The sequence below is a fragment of the Pseudomonas sp. 2957 genome (assembly GCF_031456345.1).
GTDB classification, from domain to species: Bacteria; Pseudomonadota; Gammaproteobacteria; order Pseudomonadales; family Pseudomonadaceae; genus Aquipseudomonas; species Aquipseudomonas siliginis.
Window position 1 is genome coordinate 715,204 of sequence record NZ_JAVDUL010000004.1, and the last position, 23,688, is coordinate 738,891.

Annotated in this window: 20 protein-coding genes; 10 read left to right on the forward strand and 10 right to left on the reverse strand. The window is 61.1% G+C overall.

Annotated elements, in window-relative coordinates:
* Window positions 1-120: 120 nt before the first annotated feature.
* The 4 genes from J2Y39_RS17920 to J2Y39_RS17935 all read right to left on the reverse strand — a co-directional run bounded on the left by J2Y39_RS17920 (window position 121) and on the right by J2Y39_RS17935 (window position 4,553).
* Window positions 121-1,095 (reverse strand): FecR domain-containing protein, encoded by a 975-nt coding sequence (locus tag J2Y39_RS17920; RefSeq protein ID WP_236167669.1) that lies wholly within the window; start codon window positions 1,093-1,095, stop codon window positions 121-123.
* Entirely contained in the window at window positions 1,092-1,568 is a 477-nt protein-coding gene (locus J2Y39_RS17925; protein WP_236167915.1) for an RNA polymerase sigma factor, read from the reverse strand. Before J2Y39_RS17925 ends, J2Y39_RS17920 begins: the two co-directional genes overlap by 4 nt.
* A gap of 346 nt (window positions 1,569-1,914) precedes the next feature.
* Window positions 1,915-2,622 (reverse strand): PolC-type DNA polymerase III, encoded by a 708-nt coding sequence (locus tag J2Y39_RS17930; protein WP_236167668.1) that lies wholly within the window; start codon window positions 2,620-2,622, stop codon window positions 1,915-1,917.
* Window positions 2,619-4,553 (reverse strand): putative nucleotidyltransferase substrate binding domain-containing protein, encoded by a 1,935-nt coding sequence (locus J2Y39_RS17935; protein ID WP_309297927.1) that lies wholly within the window; start codon window positions 4,551-4,553, stop codon window positions 2,619-2,621. Before J2Y39_RS17935 ends, J2Y39_RS17930 begins: the two co-directional genes overlap by 4 nt.
* 255 nt (window positions 4,554-4,808) lie before the next feature.
* Here J2Y39_RS17935 and J2Y39_RS17940 point away from each other — a divergent pair, with 255 nt between their 5' ends.
* The gene (locus J2Y39_RS17940; protein WP_016772851.1) at window positions 4,809-5,255 is read left to right on the forward strand and encodes a response regulator; all 447 of its coding nucleotides are present in this window, start codon (window positions 4,809-4,811) and stop codon (window positions 5,253-5,255) included.
* 263 nt (window positions 5,256-5,518) lie between these two features.
* Here J2Y39_RS17940 and J2Y39_RS17945 read toward each other — a convergent pair whose 3' ends face one another.
* Window positions 5,519-7,696: a malate synthase G gene (locus J2Y39_RS17945; protein WP_252886899.1), complete on the reverse strand. Its 2,178-nt coding sequence runs from the start codon at window positions 7,694-7,696 to the stop codon at window positions 5,519-5,521.
* Window positions 7,697-8,336: 640 nt separating this feature from the next.
* Here J2Y39_RS17945 and J2Y39_RS17950 point away from each other — a divergent pair.
* Complete coding sequence (locus J2Y39_RS17950; RefSeq protein WP_016772854.1) at window positions 8,337-8,855, forward strand: glycine cleavage system protein R; 519 nt, start codon at window positions 8,337-8,339, stop codon at window positions 8,853-8,855.
* A 223-nt stretch (window positions 8,856-9,078) separates the two neighbouring features.
* Here J2Y39_RS17950 and rarD read toward each other — a convergent pair whose 3' ends face one another.
* The 5 genes from rarD to J2Y39_RS17975 all read right to left on the reverse strand — a co-directional run bounded on the left by rarD (window position 9,079) and on the right by J2Y39_RS17975 (window position 14,958).
* On the reverse strand, window positions 9,079-9,966 hold the full coding sequence (gene rarD / locus J2Y39_RS17955) for an EamA family transporter RarD (RefSeq protein WP_041476730.1): 888 nt from the start codon (window positions 9,964-9,966) through the stop codon (window positions 9,079-9,081).
* 194 nt (window positions 9,967-10,160) lie between these two features.
* Window positions 10,161-11,135, reverse strand: coding sequence for a serine/threonine protein kinase (locus tag J2Y39_RS17960; protein WP_310218982.1), 975 nt, complete (start codon window positions 11,133-11,135; stop codon window positions 10,161-10,163).
* A gap of 165 nt (window positions 11,136-11,300) precedes the next feature.
* Window positions 11,301-13,202: a PhoX family phosphatase gene (locus tag J2Y39_RS17965; protein ID WP_252884929.1), complete on the reverse strand. Its 1,902-nt coding sequence runs from the start codon at window positions 13,200-13,202 to the stop codon at window positions 11,301-11,303.
* Between the two features lie 70 nt (window positions 13,203-13,272).
* Window positions 13,273-14,037 carry a TOBE domain-containing protein gene (locus tag J2Y39_RS17970; protein WP_310218985.1) on the reverse strand — a complete coding sequence of 255 codons (765 nt, stop codon included), beginning with the start codon at window positions 14,035-14,037 and terminating at the stop codon, window positions 13,273-13,275.
* 186 nt (window positions 14,038-14,223) lie between these two features.
* Window positions 14,224-14,958: a ComF family protein gene (locus J2Y39_RS17975; protein WP_310218987.1), complete on the reverse strand. Its 735-nt coding sequence runs from the start codon at window positions 14,956-14,958 to the stop codon at window positions 14,224-14,226.
* A gap of 91 nt (window positions 14,959-15,049) precedes the next feature.
* Here J2Y39_RS17975 and bioB point away from each other — a divergent pair, with 91 nt between their 5' ends.
* The 8 genes from bioB to J2Y39_RS18015 all read left to right on the forward strand — a co-directional run bounded on the left by bioB (window position 15,050) and on the right by J2Y39_RS18015 (window position 23,612).
* Window positions 15,050-16,105 (forward strand): biotin synthase BioB, encoded by a 1,056-nt coding sequence (gene bioB / locus J2Y39_RS17980; RefSeq protein ID WP_110603564.1) that lies wholly within the window; start codon window positions 15,050-15,052, stop codon window positions 16,103-16,105.
* A 159-nt stretch (window positions 16,106-16,264) separates the two neighbouring features.
* Window positions 16,265-17,443, forward strand: coding sequence for an 8-amino-7-oxononanoate synthase (bioF, locus tag J2Y39_RS17985; RefSeq protein WP_310218990.1), 1,179 nt, complete (start codon window positions 16,265-16,267; stop codon window positions 17,441-17,443).
* Window positions 17,436-18,167, forward strand: a complete 732-nt coding sequence (locus J2Y39_RS17990; RefSeq protein ID WP_095181397.1) for an alpha/beta fold hydrolase — start codon at window positions 17,436-17,438, stop codon at window positions 18,165-18,167. Before bioF ends, J2Y39_RS17990 begins: the two co-directional genes overlap by 8 nt.
* Window positions 18,160-18,969 (forward strand): malonyl-ACP O-methyltransferase BioC, encoded by an 810-nt coding sequence (bioC, locus tag J2Y39_RS17995; protein ID WP_310218992.1) that lies wholly within the window; start codon window positions 18,160-18,162, stop codon window positions 18,967-18,969. Before J2Y39_RS17990 ends, bioC begins: the two co-directional genes overlap by 8 nt.
* Window positions 18,966-19,646: a dethiobiotin synthase gene (bioD, locus tag J2Y39_RS18000; RefSeq protein ID WP_041476721.1), complete on the forward strand. Its 681-nt coding sequence runs from the start codon at window positions 18,966-18,968 to the stop codon at window positions 19,644-19,646. Before bioC ends, bioD begins: the two co-directional genes overlap by 4 nt.
* Window positions 19,647-19,754: 108 nt before the next feature.
* A complete protein-coding gene (locus tag J2Y39_RS18005) occupies window positions 19,755-20,051 on the forward strand; it encodes a hypothetical protein (RefSeq protein WP_016772865.1) in 297 nt (98 codons plus the stop codon).
* Between the two features lie 274 nt (window positions 20,052-20,325).
* Window positions 20,326-22,131, forward strand: a complete 1,806-nt coding sequence (locus J2Y39_RS18010) for a phenylacyl-CoA dehydrogenase (RefSeq protein ID WP_024014564.1) — start codon at window positions 20,326-20,328, stop codon at window positions 22,129-22,131.
* Between the two features lie 191 nt (window positions 22,132-22,322).
* Window positions 22,323-23,612 carry a GGDEF domain-containing protein gene (locus J2Y39_RS18015; RefSeq protein ID WP_041476719.1) on the forward strand — a complete coding sequence of 430 codons (1,290 nt, stop codon included), beginning with the start codon at window positions 22,323-22,325 and terminating at the stop codon, window positions 23,610-23,612.
* Window positions 23,613-23,688 lie beyond the last annotated feature (76 nt).

Below are 23,688 nucleotides of genomic sequence, written 5' to 3' on the forward strand. Positions count from 1 at the left end.
TTTTTGCAGGAAATGGTTGTGCGGCTGATGGCGCCTTCGCGAGCAGGCTCGCTCCCACAGGTGATCGCATGCCAATGTGGGAGCGAGCCTGCTCGCGAAGGCGGTTTTCCTGCCGACGCATTACTCAGGCTTGATATCAGCCTTCGCCACGGTGACCCAATACGGCGTATGCCGCTCGATCTGCACCGGCAAGGTTGGCAGCAACGCACTCAGGGCCTTGTCGGTGTCGTGCAACGGAAAGCTGCCGGTAATGCGCAGATCGGCCACTTCCGGCGCCACACCCAGATGCCCGCGACGATAGCGCCCCAGCTCGTGCACCAGATCGCCCAGCCGTGCGTTGTCCACCACCAGCATGCCGCGCGTCCAGGCATCCGCGCCGGGGGCGAGGGCGGCAATCGAGCCCAGCCCGTCACTGCGCAGCAACACCTGCTGGCCTTCGCGCAGAATCTGTTCTTGCGGATTCGCCTGGGCATGGGCCGCCACCGCTGACTGCAACACGCTCAGGCGGGTGCCATCGTCCTCGCGCTTGACCAGAAACCGCGTGCCCAGCGCGCGCATGCTGCCTTCGCGGGTTTCGACGATAAACGGCCGCGCATCGCCATGCCCGGTCTCGACGAGGATTTCGCCTTCCTGCAACACGATCAAGCGGCGCTCGTCATCGAAGCGTACGTCGACCGCGCTGTGGGTATTGAGATTGAGCAGGGTGCCGTCGGACAGGCGCACGCTGCGCTGTTCACCGGTGGCGGTGCGCTGATCGGCGAGCCAGTAATCCAGCGGCAGATAGCGCTCGCTGACAAACAGCCCGAGCCCGATGATCACCACGACACTGGCCAGCCCGCTGCCGAGTTTGCGCACGCGGCGGCGAATGCCTTCGCGCGATTGCAGCAACGCACTTCGGGCCGGGCCTTTGGCGACACTGAAGCGCTGATCGAGCATGCCCAACTGACGCCACGCGCGGGCGTGTTCTTCATGGGCCGCGTGCCATTTGGCGAATTCCTCGCGTTCCAGCGCGGTGCTCGAGTCGAGGGTCAATTGCCAGGCAATCGCCGCGTCCAGCACATGCGCCGGCACCGGGCGCGAACTGGCCGCCGTCATGTCGGCTCACCGTACAGGGCGATGTAACACTGGCGCAGGCCTTGCGCCAGATACTGCCGCACGCGCGGCACTGACACGCCGAGTTTGCCGGCGATCTCGCCGTGGCTGAGGCCGTCGAGGCGGTTATACAGGAAGGCCGCGCGCGCCTTGGTCGACAGCTTGCCGAGCAGGCGATCGATGGCTTTGAGGTCGTCGAGGATCATTTGCTGTTCTTCAACCGACGGCTGCTCGTCTTCGGGGATCAGCATCAGTTCGGTGAGGTAGGCCTGTTCCAGCGCGGCGCGGCGGAAGTAGTCGAACAACAGGCCTTTGGCGATCGCCACCAGAAACGCCCGAGGTTCGCGCGGCGTCAGCAGCTGGTCGCGGTTGAGCAGGCGCACGAAGGTGTCCTGGCTCAGGTCCTCGGCACGCTGCGGACACGCCACATTGCGCCGCAACCACGCCAGCAGCCAACCGCGATGGTCGCGATACATCGCACCGACGAGCTCACTGTGGGGGTTGGGCACTGACGACACCGGACATCACCGATTGGGAAATGTTAACTAACGAGAATAGTTCGCGATTCTGGCAGAGGTGGGAATGGTTAGCAATTGGCCACTGGTCAGGTGATGAATCAAGGGCAGCCCCTCACCCTAGCCCTCTCCTGGAGGGAGAAGGGACTGATCGGGGGATATTCTGGAGGTACATCGACCTGAACGATTTTCAGCGATTCCTCAATCGACTCGGTCTTTCAGGTCGATATAAGGCTTCAGACACCACGATCGGCTCCCTCTCCCTCCGGGAGAGGGCTGGGGTGAGGGGCTTTTGATCTGAATGATTCTAAAAGGACGGCGCCTGCTGCCTGCGCTTCCACTGACTCAACCGCTGCTGCAGCTGCAACGGACTGTAAATCTGCTGCGCCCGCGCGCGGCTGAACAGGATCAACGCCAACTCCGCCGTGGCCAGCGCATCGGCACTCGCGTTATGCCGCTCGAACACTTCAAGGCGAAACCACTCGATCCACTCATCCAGCCCGGCCTCGCGAATCTGCGCCTGCGGACACAGAAACGGCGCGATATCTGCCACATCCAGAAACACATGCTGCAGCTTATGCCCCAGGTGTTCTTTCACTGCGCGCCCGAGCATGTGCTGATCGAACGGCGCATGAAAGGCCAGCACCGGGCTGTCGCCGATGAACTCCAGCAACTCCAGCAACGCTTCCGCCGGGTCGCTGCCTGCGGCAATCGCATTCGGTCCCAAGCCATGAATCAGCACGCTGGGGCTGAGCTTCAATTCGCGACATTGCAGCGTGCGCTCGAACTGCTGACTGAAATCGATCGCGCCGTCCTCGATCACCACCGCGCCGATCGACAGGACCCGATCCTTGCTCATATTCAGGCCGGTGGTTTCCAGGTCCAGCACCACCCAGCGCTGCTCACGCAGGCTGCATTCGCTCAGCTCGGCAAGCGCCGGCAGATTCGCCAGCCGCTGCTGTAGATCCGCCGACACTACGAGACTTGACGGGCGCAGCCAGGAAAACAGGCTCATAGCTGATACCGCAAGCTCAGGCTGCTCTGCAGGCGTTGCGCCTGCCGCAGGGATTCACGCAGGATGCGCCGGTCAAGGTGATTGAGGCTGTCGGGATCGACGCGGTTGGAGTACGGCTGGTTCTCCCGGGTCTGGAGCTGATGCTGCTGCATGCGCGTTTGCTGAATGAAGTGATAGGCCTCTTCATACGCCGCGCCGTCGAGCGGCTCGATGACTTGTTTATCGACCAATTGGCGGAAACGCTCGAGGGTGTTGTTGGCGTCGATGCCGTTGGCCAGCGCCAGCAACCGGGCACCGTCGACGAACGGCGTCAGACCCTGAATTTTCAGATCCAGCGTGGCCTTCTCACCGTTCTTGCGTGCCAGCACGAATTCACGGAAGCGCCCAACGGGAGGGCGATTGCGCAGCGCATTTTCGGCGAGCATGCGCTGGAACAGACGGTTGTCACCGACCTGATCGAGGATGCCCCGGCGCAATTGCTCGCAGCCTTGCTCATCGCCCCAGACCACGCGCAGGTCGAAATAAATGCTCGAACCCAGCAGGTTCTCTGGCGTGGCTTCGCGGATGAACGCCGCGAAGCGTCGCGCCCATTCGGCCCGCGACAGACACAGCTCGGGATTGCCGGCCATGATGTTGCCCTTGCACAGAGTGAAACCGCACTGCGCCAGGCTCTGGTTGATCTGCTGGGCAATCGGCAGCAGCTTGCCGCGTATTTCTGCTGCGTGCGCGGCATCGCGCGCGTCGAAGAGAATGCCGTTGTCCTGATCGGTGTGCAGCGTCTGCTCACGCCGGCCCTCGCTGCCGAAACACAGCCAACTGAACGGCACACCCGGGTCGCCCTTTTCCGCGAGGGTCAGTTCGATGACCCGGCACACCGTGTGATCGTTGAGCAGGGTGATGATGTGGGTGATTTGCGTCGACGACGCGCCGTGGGCGAGCATGCGTTCGACCAGTTGGCCGATCTCGCCGCGCAAGGTCACCAGTTGCTCGATCCGTTGCGCGCTGCGGATGGTCCGGGCCAGGTGCACCAGATCGACCCGTTGCAGGGAGAACAGATCACGCTCGGACACCACGCCGCACAGGCGTTGATCCTTGACCAGACAGACGTGAGCAATGTGCCGCTCGGTCATGGCGATCGCCGCATCGAAGGCGCTGTGATCCGGCGACAGATAAAACGGTGATCGAGTCATGTGCTGTTCGATGGCGTCGCTGAAATCGCCGACACCTTCGGCGACCACATGGCGCAAATCGCGCAGGGTGAAAATCCCCAGCGGCGCCTTGTGCTCATCCACCGCGACGATGCTGCCGACCTGTTGCTCGTGCATCAGCTTCACCGCTTCACGCAACGGCGTCTCGGCGCTGCAGGTCACCGGATGACGCATCGCGAGTTCACCGAGACGAGTGTTCAGCGAGTATTGGGTTCCGAGGGTTTCCACGGCTTTTTGCTGGACTTGCTGGTTGACCTGATCGAGCAGGCTGCTCACCCCACGCAAGGCGAAATCGCGGAAGGCACTGGAGAGGGCGAACAGTTTGATGAACGCCAGCTTGTTCAGTTGCAGGCAGAAGGTGTCTTCGCCCGCCAGATGTTCGGTGCGCGTGGCGCGCTCACCGAGCAGCGCGGCCAGCGGAAAGCATTCGCCGGTGGTGATTTCGAAGGTGGTTTCGGTGCCGGGCTTGGTGATGTGCTGGCGTTCGCCGACCACCCGACCCTGTTTGACGATATAAAAGTGCTCCACCGGGCCGTCAGCCGGTTTGATGATGCTCTCGCCCTGGGCAAAAAAACGCAGCTGACATTGCTCCACCAGATAGGCGAGGTGGGCGTGTTCCATCTGATTGAAGGGCGGGAAGCGCTGGAGGAATTGCAGGGTGCCCTGAATGTTCTGCAACACCGCGGTTTTCCCTGCCTGGGTGAAGGCGTCCGCTTTGCTCATAACCATTACCGCAGTCTTTTTCGAATTGTTGTTGTCGGATCGTTGCCACCATGGTCGACCCCGGCGGGCAGGGTGCCCATTGGACGTAAGTCTAGGTTTTGCCACCATTGGCCGATTTTCGGAAATAACCTACGCAAAAGCTCGGAAAAGCTTGCGCTAGCCACTTGGAAAAAATTCCGACGAAGTGCACATTGAAGCGCTGTCCGGTGATGTCTGACGACTTGCCAGGGATTGTTTGAACATTTAGAGAGCGCCATGTCCGACCACGATATTTTGAGCGACGCCGAGCGGGAAGCGCTCAGCGCAGTGATGCTCGAACCTGATCTGCCGCCGCAGCGTGTCCTGATCGTCGACGACGACAAGGACGCCCGCGAGCTGTTGTCGGAGATACTCGCGCTGGACGGCATTCGCTGCATGACCGCAGCCAGCGGTGAAACCGCGCTGAAAATGCTCGATGAAAAGCCTTCGATCGGTCTGGTGATTACCGACCTGCGCATGGGCAATGTCGACGGCCTCGAGCTGATTCGCCAGGTGCGTGAATCGGTACGGGCAGCGATGCCGATCATCATCGTCTCCGGCGATGCCGACGTGAAAGATGCGATCGAAGCGATGCATTTGAGCGTGGTGGATTTTCTGCTCAAGCCGATTGATACGGGCAAGTTGCTTGAGTTGGTGAAGCATGAATTGGGCATTGAGCCCTAGAAGCCCCTCACCCTAACCCTCTCCCAGAGGGAGAGGGGACTGACCGCGGTGAATGTTGGAGGTACACCGACCTGAATTTCATGAGTCGAACTCAGGAATTGAAACTTCCCCAATCTGCTCCCTTTCCCCTCTACCCCTTGGGGGAGAGGGCTGGGGTGAGGGGGATGGATCTCAAGCCCACCACAACAATCCAACCCACCTCACAAACAAAAAGGCCCTGATCTCTCGATCAGGGCCTTTTTCACTTCCAGCGTCAGCGCAAATTACAGACCATTCGCGGCCTTGAACTCGCGACGACGACGGTGCAGCACCGGCTCGGTGTAGCCGTTCGGTTGCCTGGTGCCTTCGATCACCAGTTCGACCGCCGCCTGGAAGGCGATGTTGCTGTCGAAGTCCGGTGCCAGCGGGCGATACAGCGGGTCGTTGGCGTTCTGACGGTCGACCACCGGCGCCATGCGCTTGAGGCTTTCCATCACTTGCTCTTGGCTGACGATACCGTGGCGCAGCCAGTTGGCGATGTGCTGGCTGGAGATACGCAGCGTCGCACGGTCTTCCATCAGGCCAACGTCGTTGATATCCGGGACTTTGGAGCAACCGACACCTTGGTCGATCCAGCGCACCACGTAACCGAGAATGCCTTGGGCATTGTTGTCCAGTTCGTTCTTGATCTGCTCTGGCGTCCAGCTTGGGTTCACTGCCAATGGAATGGTGAGGATGTCGTCCACCGAGGCGCGCGCACGTTTGGCCAGTTCGGCCTGACGCGCAAACACATCGACCTTGTGGTAGTGCAGCGCGTGCAGCGCAGCGGCAGTCGGCGATGGCACCCAGGCAGTGTTGGCGCCGGCGAGTGGGTGAGCGATTTTCTGCTCAAGCATCGCTGCCATCAGATCCGGCATCGCCCACATGCCTTTACCGATTTGCGCACGACCTTGCAGGCCGGTGCTCAGACCGATATCGACGTTCCAGTTTTCGTAGGCGCCGATCCACTTCTCGGCCTTCATGTCAGCCTTGCGCACCACTGGGCCGGCCTCCATGGAGGTGTGGATTTCGTCGCCGGTGCGGTCGAGGAAACCGGTGTTGATGAACACCACGCGCTCGCTGGCGGCCTTGATGCAAGCCTTGAGGTTGACCGTGGTGCGGCGCTCCTCGTCCATGATCCCGACTTTCAGGGTATTGCGCGGCAAGCGCAGGACATCTTCGATACGCCCGAACAGCTCGTTGGTGAACGCCGCTTCTTCCGGGCCGTGCATTTTCGGTTTGACGATGTACACCGAACCGGTGCGGGTGTTGCGCCGCGAAGTGTTGCCGTTGAGGTTGTGCATTGCCGCCAGACAGGTCACCAGACCATCGAGGATACCTTCCGGTACTTCGTTGCCTTGGCTGTCGAGGATCGCATCGATGGTCATCAGATGGCCGACGTTGCGCACGAACAACAGCGAACGACCGTGCAGGGTCACTTCACCGCCATTGGGCGCGGTGTAGGTGCGATCCGGGTTCATGGTGCGGGTGAAGGTCTGGCCGCCCTTGGACACGGATTCCGCGAGGTCGCCCTTCATCAGGCCGAGCCAGTTGCGGTAGATCACCACTTTGTCGTCGGCATCGACGGCGGCCACGGAGTCTTCGCAGTCCATGATCGTGGTCAGCGCCGCTTCCATGAGGATGTCTTTGACGCCGGCGGCATCGGTCTGGCCGACCGGAGTGCTGGCATCGATCTGGATTTCGAAGTGCAGGCCGTTGTGCTTGAGCAGAACGGCGATCGGCGCGTTGGCGTCACCCTGGAAACCGATCAACTGAGCGTCATCGCGCAGGCCGCTGTTGCTGCCGCCCTTGAGCGTCACGACCAGTTTGCCGTCAGCGATCCTGTAGCCGGTCGAATCGACGTGGGAGCCTGCGGCCAATGGCGCGGCTTCGTCGAGGAAGGCGCGGGCGAAGGCGATGACTTTGTCGCCACGCACCTTGTTGTAGCCTTTGCCTTTTTCCGCGCCGCCGTCTTCGCTGATCGCGTCGGTGCCGTAGAGAGCGTCGTACAGCGAGCCCCAGCGGGCGTTCGAAGCATTGAGCGCGAAGCGCGCATTCATCACCGGCACGACCAATTGCGGGCCGGCGGTGCGGGCAATTTCATCATCGACGTTTTGCGTCGTCGCCTGGAAATCAGCCGCTTCTGGCAGCAGATAACCGATCTCTTGCAGGAAAGCTTTGTAGGCCACGGCGTCGTGCGCCTGGCCGGCATGCTGCTGATGCCAGGCATCGATGCGCGCCTGGAAGTCATCGCGTTTGGCGAGTAGGGCTTTGTTCTTCGGCGCCAGGTCATGAATGACCTTGTCGGCACCTTCCCAGAATTGTTCGGCGGTGAGGCCGGTACCGGGAATGGCTTCGTTGTTCACGAAGTCGAACAGGACTTTGGCGACCTGCAGGCCACCGACTTGAACGTGTTCAGTCATTGCTTGCCTCACTCTGCTCAGCTATTTCGCTTTTCAGCTCGTCAATTTAACAATGAAGCTTCCGGCCATTTAAACCACAAACCTGCGGACCAGTACATGCCATTGCTGGCGGCTGGGCTAGGACCAATCAACGGCTTGGAGGCCTTGCTGACGGGGCTTTCAGGGTTGCGAAGGGCCTTGGGCAGACATCGATCCAGCGTTATGTAGTGCGCGCTGCGGCATACTACATGATGAGTTGCGCTTGTGAAAATCAGACTAATTACGTCGTTCTGCGACCTCATGACGCATTGCGGTCACGTCGCGGAACGGGATGTTCTCAAAAAAGCATTGAATTGTTCCAGCTAAATATCGAAAGTTGTACACATAATTGCTGTTTGGCTGCTATGGCGCAGTTTGGCGTCTCCCCCTTTGCGATGAGCGAATCTGTGGCGAGGGGATTTATCCCCGTTTGGGTGGCGAAGCCGCCCCCTGCGGTCCGGCTGGCAGACCCAATTGGCAGGACTCACGACTGCTGCGCAGCCGGACGGGGATAAATCCCCTCGCCACAGGTCATCATCTGCCAGCACTGGGTCAGGCTGAATCAAGCCGCTTGCCTATACTTGCCCTTCGATAACAAAAGTCATGACAAGAGGGCTGCGCCATGGACCATCTCGTACTCACCGTTTTCGCCCCGGACAAGCCCGGGCAGGTCGAGCGCATCGCCCAATGCATTGCCGAGCACGGCGGCAACTGGCTGGAAAGCCGCATGTCACGCATGGCCGGGCAGTTCGCCGGGATTTTGCGCGTGGGCGTGCCGGCGGAGGCTTACGACGAACTGGTCGATGCCCTGCAAGCGCTGTCGGCCCATGGCATTCGGGTATTGATTGCCGAAAGCGGAGTGGAGCAGTCCTGCACGTGGAAACCGATCGCCATGGAACTGGTCGGCAATGACCGGCCGGGTATCGTCCGCGATATCACTCGGCTGTTGAGCGAGCAGGGCGTAAACCTGGAGCGACTGGTAACTGAGGTGCGCCCGGCGCCGATGAGCAGCGAGCCGCTGTTTCACGCCGAGGCGATTCTCGCGGTACCACTGACGCTGTCGCTGGATGTGTTGCAGGCGCGCCTGGAAACCCTGGCCGATGATCTGATGGTCGAACTGGTGTTACGCACAGAGGTTTAAACGTTCACAGGGTTATTCAGGTTTAACGTGCACCTGCCTGTGGATAACCTGTAGAGACAGACCGCCACGCCACGCCGGCCGTGGCTTTGCGCAGGTTGATCAAAAAATCGCCAACATTCAGTGACTTGCGCACAAACGGCGGGGATCACGCTGTGGATAAGCTTGGGAAGGAACGATGCAGGCCACGAGAACCGTGGCCTGCGGAGCTTTGTGCGTTTTTTGATCAGGCCCGTCGGCGCAAACTTATCCACGCATCAACGCTGTAGACCGCCAGACCGGCCCAGATAAACATGAACGCGACCAGCGTGCTGGACGACAAATGCTCGCCAAACAGCAGCACGGCTTGCAGCAACACCAGCGTCGGCGCGATGTATTGCAGGAAGCCGATGGTGGTGTAGGGCAAGTGGCGGGTGGCGGCGTTGAAACACACCAATGGCACCAGCGTCACCGGGCCGGCAGCCACGAGCCACCAGGCTTCGGAGGTGGTCCAGAAGGCCGGCTGCACACTCGTGGCAGTCTGATTGAACAGCAACCATGCAATCGCGATCGGCACCAGCATCCAGGTTTCCACCACCAGCCCCGGCAACGCCTTGACCGGCGCCTGCTTGCGGATCAGACCGTAGAAGCCGAAAGTCAGCGCCAGCGCCAGCGACACCCACGGCAAGCTGCCGACCTGCCACACCTGCTGCGCCACACCGATGGCAGCGAGACCGACCGCGACCCACTGCATGCGCCGCAGCCGTTCGCCAAGGATCACCATGCCCAACAGTACGTTGACCAGCGGATTGATGTAGTAACCCAGACTCGCCTCGAGCATGCGGCCGTTGTTCACCGACCAGACATAGGTCAGCCAGTTGGCCGCGATCAGCGTGCCGCTCAGGGCCAGAATCGCCAGGCGTTTTGGATTGTCGAGCAGCTCGCGCAGCCAGCCCGGGTGTTTCCACACCATCAGCAGCAACGCACCGAACAGCGCCGACCACAGCACCCGATGGATGATGATCTCGACGGCCGGGACTTCGGCGATGGCTTTGAAATAGATCGGGAACAGGCCCCAGATGATGTAGGCGCTCAGGCCCAGAATGTACCCGCGACGCGGGTTGGCGGCTTGCATGCAGAATCCTTGCTCAGGCAGCTGACAAAGGAGGGATTGTAAGGAGATTTGTCTGCAAGTGAGTTGTGAATTTGTGAACACCGGACAAATGTAGGAGTGAGCCTGCTCGCGATAGCGTCGGGTCAGCCAACATCAAAGTTGAATGTCCGTCCGCTATCGCGAGCAGGCTCGCTCCCACAGGGTTCAGGTTTGAATCAGAAAAGTTTCAGCGGCTCTTCATTCAGTGCCGCCAGCTGCTCACGCAACGCCAGCACCTGGTCGCCCCAATACCGCTCCGTGCCAAACCACGGAAAGCTGTGCGGGAATGCCGGGTCGTCCCAGCGCCGCGCCAGCCAGGCGCTGTAGTGCATCAGGCGCAGGGCGCGCAACGGTTCGATCAGTGCCAGTTCGCGCGGGTCGAAATCATGGAATTCGTTGTAGCCGTCCATCAATTCCGACAACTGCCCCAGACACTCCTGGCGATCGCCGGCAAGCATCATCCAGATGTCCTGCACCGCCGGGCCCATGCGGCAATCGTCGAGGTCGACGATGTGGAACATCTCGTCGCGGCACATCATGTTGCCGGGGTGGCAGTCACCGTGCATGCGGATGTTCTGGTGCGGCGTAGCGGCGTAGACATCTTCGACGCGTTTGAGCAGGTCGCGGGCAACCGACTCGTACGCCGGCAGCAGGCTCTTGGGAATGAAATTGCCTTCGAGCAAAGTGTTCAGCGAGGCATGGCCGAAGTTCTGCACGGCGAGGGCTTCGCGGTGCTCGAACGGCTTGGTGCCGCCCACCGCATGCATGCGCCCGAGCAACTGGCCGAGGCGATACAGCTGATCAAGGTTGCCCGGCTCCGGCGCGCGCCCGCCCCGGCGCGGGAACAGTGTGAAGCGAAAACCGGCGTGCTCATGCAGGGTTTCGCCGTTGTGGATCAGCGGCGCTACTACCGGGATGTCGACGTCGGCCAGTTCGAAAGTGAACTGGTGCTCTTCGAGGATGGCCTCGTTGGTCCAGCGCTGCGGACGATAGAACTTGGCAATCAGCGGCTCGGAGTCTTCGATACCGACCTGATACACACGGTTTTCGTAGCTATTGAGCGCCAGAATGCGCGCATCGCTGAGGAAACCGATGCTTTCAACGGCATCCAGGACGAGATCGGGGGTGAGGGTTTCAAACGGGTGGGCCATGCTGACTCCTGCGCGCAGCAGGCTGCTGCGTCCGGCTCGGCATGGTAGCGCAGATGGCGGCGGCGGAGGTGGTTGGTGTCATTGCTGATGCCATCGCTGGCAAGCCAGCTCCCACAGGTTTTGCGCAAGACCTGTGGGAGCTGGCTTGCCAGCGATGAGGGTTTATCAGGCGCCGACGATCCCACCATCCTCGCGCGTAATAGCCATCACCGAAGACCTTGGCTTGCCATTGGGCAGATGCTCGGGGAAGGTCGAACCGCCGTTCTCGCCTGGATGCTGAATCCCGACAAACAGGGTTTTCTGATCCGGCGAGAAGCTGATCCCGGTCACTTCACAACCCACCGGCCCGACCATGAAACGGCGAATCTCACCGGTCGCAGGATCGGCGCAGAGCATCTGGTTGTTGCCCATGCCGGCGAAGTCGCCAGCGTTGCTCGAGTCGCCGTCGGTGAGAATCCACAGGCGTCCGGCCTTGTCGAAACCCAGACCGTCGGGGCTGTTGAACATGTTCTGCGGGGTGATGTTCGATGAGCCACCCTTCGGCGTCCCGGCATGCACGCCCGGGTTGCCGGCGACCACAAACAGATCCCAAGCGAATGTCTTCGAGGCATGGTCATCGCGGTCGGTGCGCCAGCGCAGAATTTGCCCATAGACGTTCTTCTCGCGCGGGTTCGGCCCGCCCACCGGTTGACCGTCTTCGCCACGTTTGGCGTTGTTGGTCAGGGTGCAATAAACCTGGCCGTCCTTGGGGCTGACGACGATCCACTCCGGGCGGTCCATGCGTGTTGCGCCGACGACGCTGGCGGCGAGGCGCGCGTGGATCAGTACTTCGGCCTGATCGGCAAAGCCGCTGCTGGCATCAATGCCATTCTTGCCGTGGCTCAGTTCGATCCATTGGCCCCGGCCTTTCGGATGATCGGGATTGCCGTCACCGGCATCGAATCTGGCCACATACAGCGTGCCGTGATCGAGGATGTTGCGGTTGGCTTTCTGATTGCGGTGGTTGATGCGGTCGCGGCTGACGAATTTGTAGATGAACTCACCACGTTCGTCGTCGCCCATGTACACCACAGCGCGACCATCGTCGGTCTCGGCGAGTGCGGCGTTTTCATGCTTGAAGCGGCCCAGCGCGGTGCGTTTGACCGGAGTCGATTGCGGATCGAATGGGTCGATCTCGACCACCCAGCCGTGACGGTTGAGCTCGTTGGGGTTCTTGGCCATGTCGAAGCGCGGGTCGTGCGGGTGCCAGTTGATGTCTTTGCTGCTGGCGACAACGCCGTAGCGCTTTTGCGCGGCATCGAATTGCTGCTGGGCGTTGCTGCTGCCGAAGCAGTCGGTGAAGTTTTCTTCGCAGGTCAGGTAGGTGCCCCAAGGCGTCTTGCCGTTGGCGCAGTTCTGGAAGGTGCCGAGGACTTTTTTGCCGTGCTTGTCGGCAGCGGTTTTCATCAAGTCGTGGCCGCGGGCCGGACCGCTGATGCGCAGCGGCGAGTTACCGTGAATCCGACGGTTGTAGCGCGAGCCCTGGACGAATTGCCACTGGCCGTTCTTGCGCTGCACTTCGATCACCGACACGCCTTCGCAGGCCAATGCCTTGCGCACATCCTCAGCTGACTGCGGCATGCCGCCATGCGGATACAGGTAGCGATAGTTGGTGTATTCGTTGTTGATCGCCATCAGCGCGCGGTTCTTGTCGTCCGGGAAGGCGAACAGGCTCATGCCGTCGTTGTTGTCGCCGAACTGCACTTCCTGCGCAGCAGCGGTGCCGTTACCGCTCGGATCGAAGGCCGGGCCGTTCTTGTGCAGCGGCTGGCCCCAACTGATCAGCACCGAAGACTTGTAGCCCTTGGGCAGGCTGATGGCGTCGGTGGTCGCTGCCGGGATGCTCTCGAAACCGAGCAGGCGGCTGTTGCCGGCGCTGACACTGGCGGCCATGACGCTGCGGCTCAGCAGGTTGCCGCCGAGGAACATCGCCGCGCCGCACAAGGCACCGGCGCTGATGAAACCGCGACGGCTGAGGCCGACCATTTTTTCCAGATCAGTGGATTGGTTTTCTTCTAATAGGCTCACATCAGGCTCCCTGCTTGGTTATGGGCAACACCTTAATGCGGGTCGATGACGCTTTTGTGGCAAGGGCTAATCAGAGCGGGGTGCCGATCAGCACGTTAGATGGTGCGCATTGCACCTGCACCGGATTGCCGACCTCCAGCCTGTGGCTGCGCAAGTGCAGCGGTTCGGCCAAGGCGCAAAGTGTCTGGCCGTTGGGCAGGGAAATGCGCACCTCGCTGGGACCGTCCTCGGCATCGAGGATCGCTTCGATGGTGCCGCGCAGGACATTGTGTCCGGGCGTTGCCGACTGATCGGCGCCGAGCAACTCAAGCCAGCCAGCCTTGATCAGCGCCATCACTTCGGTTCCGACCTGCAATTCCAGATGCACGGTGCTGTCGTGGGTGATCTGCGCCTCCAGAGCAATGCCTTCGGCCAGTTCAAGGTGGATCAAGTCATTGCGACCCTGCGCCTGAATCGCTGCCACCGTGCCATGCAGCTGATTGCGCGCGCTGGTCCTGAGCATCAGGCGCCCAAGCAGGTCGAGATCACTGGCGTCTTCGGCCGCTTCCAGCACCTGCGCCTGCAACGCCTGCAATTTCTGATACAGGCGCAGCACTCGCTCGCCCTCGCTGGACAATCTGGCGCCACCGCCACCCTTGCCGCCCACCACGCGCTCGACCAAGGGTTTCTGCGCCAGGTTGTTCAGCTCATCGATCGCATCCCACGCCGCCTTGTAACTGAGCCCCGCGCTCTTCGCCGCACGGGTGATCGAGCCTTGCTCGGCGATGTGTTGCAGCAGGGCAATGCGCTGCGGGCGGCGGACGATGTGCTGGGACAGCAGGGTGGGCAGGGACATGGCAGAACGCTTCTGGCTCGGGCGATGAAATGGACGTTGGCCACTTGCAACGCATGAGTCAAGCCTGACGCAAAGCCCCCTGTGGGAGCGAGCCTGCTCGCGAAAGCGGTTTGACCAACAACAGCTTTGTTGAATGTGATGCCCATTCGCGAGCAGGCTCGCTCCCACACGATATCTGTATTCGCTTCAGGTACCGGGTTTCGGCGTGCGGGCCAGGCAATACACATCGACCCGCGCCGCACCTGCATTCATCAGCAACCGCGCCAGCGCTTGAGCGGTCGCGCCCGTGGTCAGAACATCATCCACCAGCGCGCAATGGCGGCCACTGACCTGCGCGTCAGGCACCAGCGCAAAGGCATTGCGCAAATTGCGTTTGCGCGCCTTGGCGTCGAGATCCTGTTGGGCATCGGTGTCGATGACTCGCCGCAGCAGCTGTTCTTCGCACGGCAAATCCAGCGAAACACTCAACCAGCGCGCGAGCATCGCCGCTTGATTGAATCCTCGCCGACGCAGTCGTTTATTCGCCAACGGCACCGGTAGCAACACATCGGGGCGCGGCAGGTCCTCGGCGAAGCGATGCTGCAGGTATTGGCCGAGAACGTCGGCGAGCAGGTGACCAAACGGCCATTTCGCGTTGTGTTTAAACCGTGTAATCAGACTGTCCACGGGGAAGCCATAAACCCAGGGCACGGCGACCTGTTCGAAGGCCGGAGGCTCTAGCAGGCACTCGCCGCAAGTCAGGCCATCCGCCGCCAGTGGCAAAGCGCAGCTCTGACAATGGCTGCCGAGCCAGGGCAGTTCGGTTTCGCAGGCCTCGCACATTGGCATTTGTGCTTCTGCGGGCTCATCGCACAGCAAACAGGCCTGTACGTTTTTTAAACAGATGTAAACCTGTCCTTGGTATTGCGGTTGACAGCGCATCGCTCTTCCTTAAATATGCCGAACATCCGTGTAGCGCCTGTGGGTATTCCGTTTCCCCCAGCGCCAGCCAAGCATAACCAAGGAATTGCCCATGAGCGCGAGCACCACCGCCACCCTGCGTCACGATTGGTCTCTGGCCGAAGTCAAAGCACTCTTCGTACAGCCATTCAACGACTTGCTGTTCCAGGCGCAAACGGTGCACCGCGCACATTTCAACGCCAACCGCGTGCAGGTCTCGACACTGTTGTCGATCAAGACCGGTGCCTGCCCGGAAGACTGCAAGTACTGCCCGCAGTCCGGGCACTACAACACCGGGCTGGAAAAAGAAAAACTGATGGAAGTGCAGAAGGTCCTCGAAGAGGCGGCCCGCGCGAAAGCCATTGGTTCGACGCGGTTCTGCATGGGCGCAGCGTGGAAACATCCGTCGGCCAAAGACATGCCGTATGTGTTGAAGATGGTTGAAGGAGTAAAAGCCCTCGGCCTGGAAACCTGCATGACCCTCGGCCGTCTCGATCAGGAGCAGACTGAAGCGCTGGCCAAGGCCGGTCTCGATTACTACAACCACAACCTCGACACCTCGCCGGAGTTCTACGGCAGCATCATCACCACCCGCACTTACAGCGAGCGCTTGCAGACGCTGGCCTATGTACGCGAGTCGGGAATGAAAATCTGCTCCGGCGGCATTCTCGGCATGGGCGAATCGCTGGACGATCGCGCCAATCTGCTGATCCAGCTGGCCAACCTGCCGGAGCACCCGGAGTCGGTGCCAATCAACATGCTGGTGAAAGTCGCCGGCACGCCGCTGGAAAACGCCGAAGACATCGACCCGTTCGACTTCATCCGCATGCTCGCCGTCGCGCGCATCCTCATGCCGCAATCCCACGTGCGCCTGTCCGCCGGTCGCGAAGCGATGAACGAGCAGATGCAGGCCCTGGCATTTTTCGCTGGCGCCAACTCGATTTTCTACGGCGACAAATTGCTCACCACCGCCAACCCGCAGGCGGACAAGGACATGCAGCTGTTCGCGCGCCTCGGTATCCAGCCTGAGGCTCGCGAAGAGCACGCGGATGAGGTGCACCAAGCGGCGATCGAGCAGGCGCTGGTGGAGCAGAAAAGCAGCGAGCAGTTCTATAACGCTGCCGTTTAAAAGCTGCACGGATTGCGCTGAAGGAATGCAAAACCCCTGTGGGAGCGAGCCTGCTCGCGAAAGCGGTTTGGCTGCGAATATCCATGTTGGATGTGACGCCCATTCGCGAGCAGGCTCGCTCCCACAGGGGATCTGTGTCATTTGAAAATCGAGGCCTGCATGTCTTTCGATCTCGCCGCACGCCTTGCTGCCCGTCGTGCCGACAACCTTTATCGCCAGCGCCCGCTGCTCGAATCGCCGCAAGGCCCGCAAGTCGTGGTCGACGGCCAACCGCTGCTCGCTTTCTGCAACAACGACTATCTGGGCCTGGCCAATCATCCGCAGGTGATCGAAGCCTGGCGCGCCGGCGCTGAACGTTGGGGTGTCGGCGGTGGCGCGTCGCATCTGGTGATCGGCCACAGCAGCCCGCATCACGCGCTGGAAGAAGCGCTCGCCGATCTGACCGGGCGCCCACGTGCGCTGCTGTTCACCACCGGCTACATGGCCAACCTCGGCGCGGTCACCGCGCTGGTCGGGCAGGGCGATACGGTACTCGAAGACCGGCTCAATCACGCTTCGTTGCTGGACGCGGGCCTGTTGTCCGGCGCGCGTTTCAATCGCTATCTGCACAACGACGCCGAAAGTCTGGTCAAGCGCCTGGAGAAAGCCACCGGCAACACACTGGTGGTGACCGATGGCGTATTCAGCATGGACGGTGACATCGCCGACCTGCCGGCGCTGGCCCGCGCGGCCAAGGCCAAAGGCGCGTGGCTGATGGTCGACGATGCCCACGGCTTCGGCCCGTTGGGCGCCAACGGTGGCGGTATCGTCGAGCATTTCGGCTTGAGCCAGGACGATGTGCCGGTGCTGGTCGGCACCCTCGGCAAAGCCTTCGGCACCGCCGGGGCCTTTGTCGCTGGCAGCGAAGAGTTGATCGAAAGCCTGATCCAGTTCGCCCGCCCGTACATCTACACCACCAGCCAACCGCCGGCGCTGGCCTGCGCGACGCTGAAAAGCCTCGAGCTGTTGCGCAGCGAACACTGGCGCCGTGAGCATTTGCAGACACTGGTCCGCCAGTTCCGCCACGGCGCCGAGCAGATCGGGCTGGAGCTGATGGACAGCTTCACGCCGATCCAGCCGATCATGATCGGCGATGCCGGCCGCGCGGTGCGGCTCTCGCAAATGCTCCGCGAGCGCGGCTTGATGGTGACCGCGATCCGTCCACCGACCGTGCCGGCCGGCAGCGCGCGGTTGCGCGTCACGCTGACCGCCGCCCACAGCGAGGCACAGGTGCAACAGTTGCTGGAAGGGTTGGCAGATTGCTTCGCCCGATTGTCATTGGAGCCAGGCCATGCGTAATCGTCTGATCCTGCTGCCCGGCTGGGGCCTCGGCGTGTCGCCGCTGGAACCGCTGGCCGCAGCATTGCGCGGCCTCGACGAACATCTGCAAGTCGAGATCGAACCGCTGCCGGAGCTGGACTCCGCTGATCTTGAAGACTGGCTCGACGAACTCGATGCGCGCATTCCGCAGGAAATCTGGCTTGGTGGCTGGTCTCTGGGCGGCATGCTCGCGTCTGAGTTGGCGGCACGACGCGGCGAGGCGTGCTGCGGGCTGCTGACGCTGGCGAGCAACCCTGCGTTTGTCGCCCATGAGCAGTGGCCGAGCGCGATGCCTGGCGAGACCTTCGATGCGTTTCTTGCCGGTTGTCAGGCCGACCCGCGTACCACGCTCAAGCGCTTCGCTCTGCTATGTGCGCAAGGTTCACCAGACCCGCGCGGCTTGTCGCGCTTGCTGCTCGCTGGCGCGCCGGCCACCGCGCCGACCGCGCTGATGGCAGGGTTGGAGCTGCTCGCGCAGATGGATACACGCCAGGCGTTGCAGGCGTTTCGCGGGCCGCAGTTTCATCTGTTCGGCGGGCAGGACGCGCTGGTTCCGGCGGAAGCGGCCGGCGCATTGTTCGCGCTTTTGCCGGATATCGAAATTGGTCTGATCGAACAGGCCAGCCATGCTTTTCTGCTGGAAGACCCGCATGGAGTCGCGGGCGCGATCCAGGCTTTTCTACATGAGTGCGCTGATGACTGATCTGTCCCTTGTGCTGCCTGAGGGCTTGCCCGACAAGCGCCAGGTGGCGGCGTCTTTTTCCCGCGCTGCGGCCAGTTACGACAGTGTCGCGGAGTTTCAGCGTGACGTCGGCACGCAGCTGCTTGAGCGTTTGCCTGGGAGTTTCATGCCGTCGCGGTGGCTCGATCTCGGTTGCGGCACCGGCTATTTCACTCGCGCGCTGGCCTCGCGTTTCACCCAGGGCAGCGGTGTCGCGCTGGACATCGCCGAGGGCATGCTCAATCACGCACGGCCGCTGGGTGGCGCTGAGCATTTCATTGCCGGCGATGCCGAAAGGCTGCCGTTGCAGGACGCGAGCTTTGATTTGATTTTCTCCAGCCTTGCAGTGCAGTGGTGCGCCGACTTCGAGGCGGTGCTCAGCGAAGCCTTGCGCGTGCTTAAACCGGGCGGGATTTTTGCGTTTGCTAGTCTTTGTACAGGGACGCTGTTCGAGTTGCGTGAGAGTTGGCAGCAGGTCGACGGGCTGGTGCACGTCAATCGCTTCCGCGAGTTCGCCCGCTATGAACAGTTATGTGCCGGCAGTGGCATGCGCATTTTGGTGCTGGAGAATCAGCCGCACGTGTTGCATTACCCGGATGTGCGCAGCCTGACTCATGAGTTGAAAGCGTTGGGCGCACACAATCTGAATCCCGGGCGGCCGGGCGGTTTGACCGGACGGGCGCGGATTCTCGGGCTGATCGACGCGTATGAGCGGTTCCGTCAGGCGTCGGGGCTGCCGGCAACGTATCAGGTGGTATACGCCGTGTTGGAGAAACCTCTATGAGCGCAGCCTATTTCGTCACCGGTACCGACACCGATGTCGGCAAAACCACCGTTGCTGCCGGATTGCTCCATGCGGCGCGGTCGGCAGGCTTGAGCACGGCGGCGGGCAAACCGGTGGCATCGGGTTGCGACGTCACGCCCAAGGGCTTGCGTAATTCCGACGCCCTGGCGCTGCTGGCCGAATGTTCGTTGCCGCTGACTTATCAACAGGTCAACCCGGTGGCGTTCGAGCCAGCGATAGCTCCCCATCTCGCGGCGCGCGAAGCGGGTGTGGCGTTGACGGTGCAATCGCTGCTGGCGCCGATGCGCGGGATTCTGGCGATGAACGCCGACTTCACCCTGATCGAAGGCGCGGGCGGCTGGCGGGTGCCGTTGGCCGATCAGGACAATCTCTCTGACCTGGCGATTGCACTGAAGCTGCCAGTGATTCTGGTGGTGGGCGTGAGGCTGGGGTGCATCAGTCATGCGTTGCTGACCGCCGAGGCGATTGCCCGCGATGGTCTGCAATTGGCGGGGTGGGTGGCGAATATCATCGATCCGAAAACTTCGCGGCTGGAGGAAAACCTCGCGACCCTGGCCGAGCGCATCCCCGCGCCGTGCCTTGGGCGGGTGCCGAAACTCAAGGCGTTGAGCGCCGAAGCGGTGGCCGAGCATTTGCAACTGGATTTGCTCGACTAAGCTTTTGCCTATGAGCAGGCACTGTGCCATTAGTGTTTTTGACGGGCGTTTTGCCGGCGCGTCTGCTTCAATGGCGAGCATTGATCCTTTGCAAGGATGAGAGCGACTATGGAAATCTCAGGTAACACAGCTTTTTATGCGGGGCTGAGCTCGATTCAGTCCGGGCAGAACCGCGTCGATCAGGCCGCCAGCCAGATCGCCAACAACACTATCGAACGTTCGGTGACCAGCCAGTCGTCCGAAGTGCAGGTCAATCGCCTGCGCGGTGTGGATCGCGCACAAGAATCGGATCTGGCGAGCAATATCGTCGAGCTGTCGCAGGGCAAGATCCAGGCAGAGCTGGGTGTGAAGGTGGCCAAGGCATCCGACGAAGTGCTCGGGACGATCATCGATACTTTCGCCTGATTGAGTTTGTTGTAGACCCCGAAACGCCGCGCCCTGTCGCGGCGTTTTTCGTTTAAGTCCTTCTTGCTCAACTAATCTTTTTACAACGCCCGTGGCTTATATCAAGTCGCGGCGATTTGTCGTCTCCGGCATTTGGAGAGCGTGATGACGAACGGCAAAAGATCGATGCTTGACAAGATTTCGGCGTAAACGTATGTTTCAAACAACTGTTTGACCGTCACAACAATTCAACACGGTCGTTCATTCCCGGTTACATCAGCAGAGGTTTATCGCTATGCCTGACTACAAGGCCCCCTTGCGTGATATTCGCTTCGTTCGTGACGAACTGCTCGGCTACGAAGCGCACTATCAGAGCCTGCCAGCGTGCGCAGACGCCACGCCGGACATGGTTGACGCCATCCTCGAGGAAGGCGCCAAGTTTTGTGAGCAGGTACTGGCGCCGCTGAACCGCGTGGGCGACATCGAAGGCTGCACCTGGAGCGAGTCCGGCGTGAAAACCCCGACTGGCTTCAAAGAGGCGTACAAGCAATTCGTCGAAGGCGGCTGGCCAAGCCTGGCGCACGACGTTGAGCACGGCGGTCAGGGTCTGCCTGAGTCGCTGGGCCTGGCAGTGAGCGAAATGGTTGGCGAAGCCAACTGGTCGTGGGGCATGTACCCAGGTCTGTCGCACGGTGCGATGAACACCATCTCCGAGCACGGCACCCCTGAGCAGCAGGAAGCCTATCTGACCAAACTGGTCTCCGGCGAATGGACCGGCACCATGTGCCTGACCGAACCGCACTGCGGCACCGACCTGGGCATGCTGCGCACCAAGGCCGAGCCTCAGGCCGACGGTTCCTACAAAGTCTCCGGCACCAAGATCTTCATCTCGGCCGGTGAACACGACATGGCCGACAACATCGTCCACATCGTATTGGCGCGTCTGCCCGATGCTCCGGCTGGCACGAAAGGCATCTCGCTGTTCATCGTTCCAAAGTTCCTGCCAAACGCCGATGGCACCATTGGCGCGCGCAACGCAGTGAGCTGCGGTTCGCTGGAACACAAGATGGGCATCCACGGCAACGCCACCTGCGTGATGAACTTCGATGGCGCCACTGGTTACCTGATCGGCCCGGCGAACAAAGGTCTGAACTGCATGTTCACCTTTATGAACACCGCTCGCCTCGGTACCGCACTGCAAGGTCTGGCTCACGCCGAAATCGGCTTCCAGGGCGGTCTGAAATACGCTCGTGATCGCCTGCAAATGCGCTCGCTGACTGGCCCGAAAGCGCCGGACAAAGCCGCTGACCCGATCATCGTCCACCCGGACGTGCGCCGTATGCTGTTGACCATGAAGGCGTTCGCCGAAGGCAACCGCGCGATGGTCTACTTCACTGCGAAGCAGGTCGACATCGTCAAATACGGCGTCGATGAAGAAGAGAAGAAGAAGGCCGACGCACTGCTGGCGTTCATGACCCCGATCGCCAAAGCGTTCATGACCGAAGTCGGTTTCGAAGCCGCCAACCACGGCGTGCAGATCTACGGCGGCCACGGTTTCATCGCCGAGTGGGGCATGGAGCAGAACGTTCGCGACAGCCGCATTTCGATGCTGTACGAAGGCACCACCGGCATCCAGGCCCTCGACCTGCTCGGCCGCAAAGTGCTGATGACTCAAGGCGAGGCTCTGAAAGGCTTCACCAAGATCGTCCACAAGTTCTGCCAGACCAACGAAGGCAACGAAGCCGTCCAGGAATTCGTCGCGCCGCTGGCTGCACTGAACAAGGAATGGGGCGAGCTGACCATGAAGGTCGGTATGGCTGCCATGAAAGATCGCGAAGAAGTCGGCGCGGCCTCCGTGGATTACCTGATGTACTCCGGTTATGCCTGCCTGGCTTACTTCTGGGCAGACATGGCACGTCTGGCTGCGGAAAAACTGGCTGCCGGCACCAGCGACGAGGCGTTCTACACCGCCAAGCTGCAAACCGCGCGCTTCTACTTCCAGCGCATCCTGCCGCGTACCCGTACGCACGTGGCCACTATGCTGTCGGGTGCTGGCAACCTGATGGACATGAAAGAAGAAGACTTCGCACTGGGCTACTAAGCCTTAACGCAGTCTGACGAAAACCGCTGCTCCCGTTAGGGGGCAGCGGTTTTTTTGTTTGTGGATCGCTCAGATAGTCGAGCTTCCGGCCGTTACAGAGACCGTGTGTGATCTGGATCACATTGTATGGGCTTGGCCGCACTTTGCAGGCACAATGCCATCTCTTTGCTATGACGGGTCGGAGCTTACCCTTGCCGCGTTCTTCCGCTGTGCGTTTCAGCCATTTCCTGCCATCACTGCTGTTATTGCTTGCGGGGCTGGCGGCTGCGTACGTCAAAGACCTCAGCGTATTCTTCACATCGCTGTTCAACGTCCTGCCGACATTGGTTCTGCTCCTCGGTGGCGCGTATTGCGCGGTGTATCGACGTCAGCGCGAACTGTTTCTGATGCTCACGGTGTACATCGCCTACTTTCTGCTGGACACCCAGACAGATTTCTACCGCGACAACGGCAAGGTCCGCGAAGACGCTGCGGTGGTGTTTCATCTGGTCTGCCTGCTGCTGCCGTTGTTGTTCGGATTATTCGCCGCATGGCAGGAACGTACCCATCTGTTTCAGGACATGGTCGCGCGCTTTGCCGTGCTGCTGGCATTTGGCAGCGTGGCGTTGGGACTGGAGCAAAGTTACCCACAGGCGCTGCTGCTGTGGTTGTCGGAGATCCGCTGGCCGGCGCTGCATGGGGCATGGATGAGTCTCATCCAGTTGTCCTATCCGGTGTTCATTTCGGCCTTCCTGCTTCTGGCCTGGCAATACTGGCGCAACCCGCGCCCTTTGCACGCGGCGCAACTGGTTGGCTTGCTCGGTGTGTTCTGGATGCTGCCGAAGACCTTCATTCTGCCGTTCACCCTGAACATCATGTGCAGCCAGGTGATGCTGATGATCGCCGCCGCCGTTGCGCATGAGGCCTATCAAATGGCCTTCCGCGACGAGCTCACCGGCCTGCCGGGACGACGTGCGCTCAACGAACGTATGCAGCGACTGGGGCGCAACTATGTGCTGGCGATGAGCGACGTCGATCACTTCAAGAAATTCAACGACACCCATGGCCACGATGTCGGTGACCAGGTGCTGCGCCTGGTCGCCAGCAAACTGTCGAAAATCAGCGGTGGCGGTAGGGCGTATCGCTACGGCGGTGAGGAATTTGCCTTGGTGTTCGCAGGCAAGACCCTTGAGGAGTGCATGCCGCACCTGGAAGTGATCCGTGAATCGATTGCGTCTTACAGCATTCAGTTACGCAACCAGGAAAACCGCCCGCAGGATGATCAGCAAGGTCGCCAGCGGCGCAGCGGTTCCGGGGCTTCGGCGGTGTCGGTGACGGTGAGCATCGGCGTCGCCGAACGTGTCGAGCAGCGCACCCCTGAAGAAGTGCTCAAGTCCGCCGACCAGGCGTTGTACAGCGCCAAGGGCGCCGGGCGTAACTGCGTCATGGCATTCGGGCAGAACCGCCGTGGCGCGGTGCGCATGGACACTGCTGCGGGTTGAGTGATGACGGCGCATTCAGCGCCTGTACAGTGATTGTCGCGCGTGGTGGCCAGCAGTAGGTTGAACAAATCTGCTG

Bases quoted from the DNA above. Each gene is read 5' to 3' on its own strand.
- J2Y39_RS17920 (WP_236167669.1), bottom strand. From the start codon at position 1,095: ATGACGGCGGCCAGTTCGCGCCCGGTGCCGGCGCATGTGCTGGACGCG.
- J2Y39_RS17925 (WP_236167915.1), bottom strand. From the start codon at position 1,568: ATGTATCGCGACCATCGCGGTTGGCTGCTGGCGTGGTTGCGGCGCAAT.
- J2Y39_RS17930 (WP_236167668.1), bottom strand. From the start codon at position 2,622: ATGAGCCTGTTTTCCTGGCTGCGCCCGTCAAGTCTCGTAGTGTCGGCG.
- J2Y39_RS17935 (WP_309297927.1), bottom strand. From the start codon at position 4,553: ATGAGCAAAGCGGACGCCTTCACCCAGGCAGGGAAAACCGCGGTGTTG.
- J2Y39_RS17940 (WP_016772851.1), top strand. From the start codon at position 4,809: ATGTCCGACCACGATATTTTGAGCGACGCCGAGCGGGAAGCGCTCAGC.
- J2Y39_RS17945 (WP_252886899.1), bottom strand. From the start codon at position 7,696: ATGACTGAACACGTTCAAGTCGGTGGCCTGCAGGTCGCCAAAGTCCTG.
- J2Y39_RS17950 (WP_016772854.1), top strand. From the start codon at position 8,337: ATGGACCATCTCGTACTCACCGTTTTCGCCCCGGACAAGCCCGGGCAG.
- rarD (WP_041476730.1), bottom strand. From the start codon at position 9,966: ATGCAAGCCGCCAACCCGCGTCGCGGGTACATTCTGGGCCTGAGCGCC.
- J2Y39_RS17960 (WP_310218982.1), bottom strand. From the start codon at position 11,135: ATGGCCCACCCGTTTGAAACCCTCACCCCCGATCTCGTCCTGGATGCC.
- J2Y39_RS17970 (WP_310218985.1), bottom strand. From the start codon at position 14,037: ATGTCCCTGCCCACCCTGCTGTCCCAGCACATCGTCCGCCGCCCGCAG.
- J2Y39_RS17975 (WP_310218987.1), bottom strand. From the start codon at position 14,958: ATGCGCTGTCAACCGCAATACCAAGGACAGGTTTACATCTGTTTAAAA.
- bioB (WP_110603564.1), top strand. From the start codon at position 15,050: ATGAGCGCGAGCACCACCGCCACCCTGCGTCACGATTGGTCTCTGGCC.
- bioF (WP_310218990.1), top strand. From the start codon at position 16,265: ATGTCTTTCGATCTCGCCGCACGCCTTGCTGCCCGTCGTGCCGACAAC.
- J2Y39_RS17990 (WP_095181397.1), top strand. From the start codon at position 17,436: ATGCGTAATCGTCTGATCCTGCTGCCCGGCTGGGGCCTCGGCGTGTCG.
- bioC (WP_310218992.1), top strand. From the start codon at position 18,160: ATGACTGATCTGTCCCTTGTGCTGCCTGAGGGCTTGCCCGACAAGCGC.
- bioD (WP_041476721.1), top strand. From the start codon at position 18,966: ATGAGCGCAGCCTATTTCGTCACCGGTACCGACACCGATGTCGGCAAA.
- J2Y39_RS18005 (WP_016772865.1), top strand. From the start codon at position 19,755: ATGGAAATCTCAGGTAACACAGCTTTTTATGCGGGGCTGAGCTCGATT.
- J2Y39_RS18010 (WP_024014564.1), top strand. From the start codon at position 20,326: ATGCCTGACTACAAGGCCCCCTTGCGTGATATTCGCTTCGTTCGTGAC.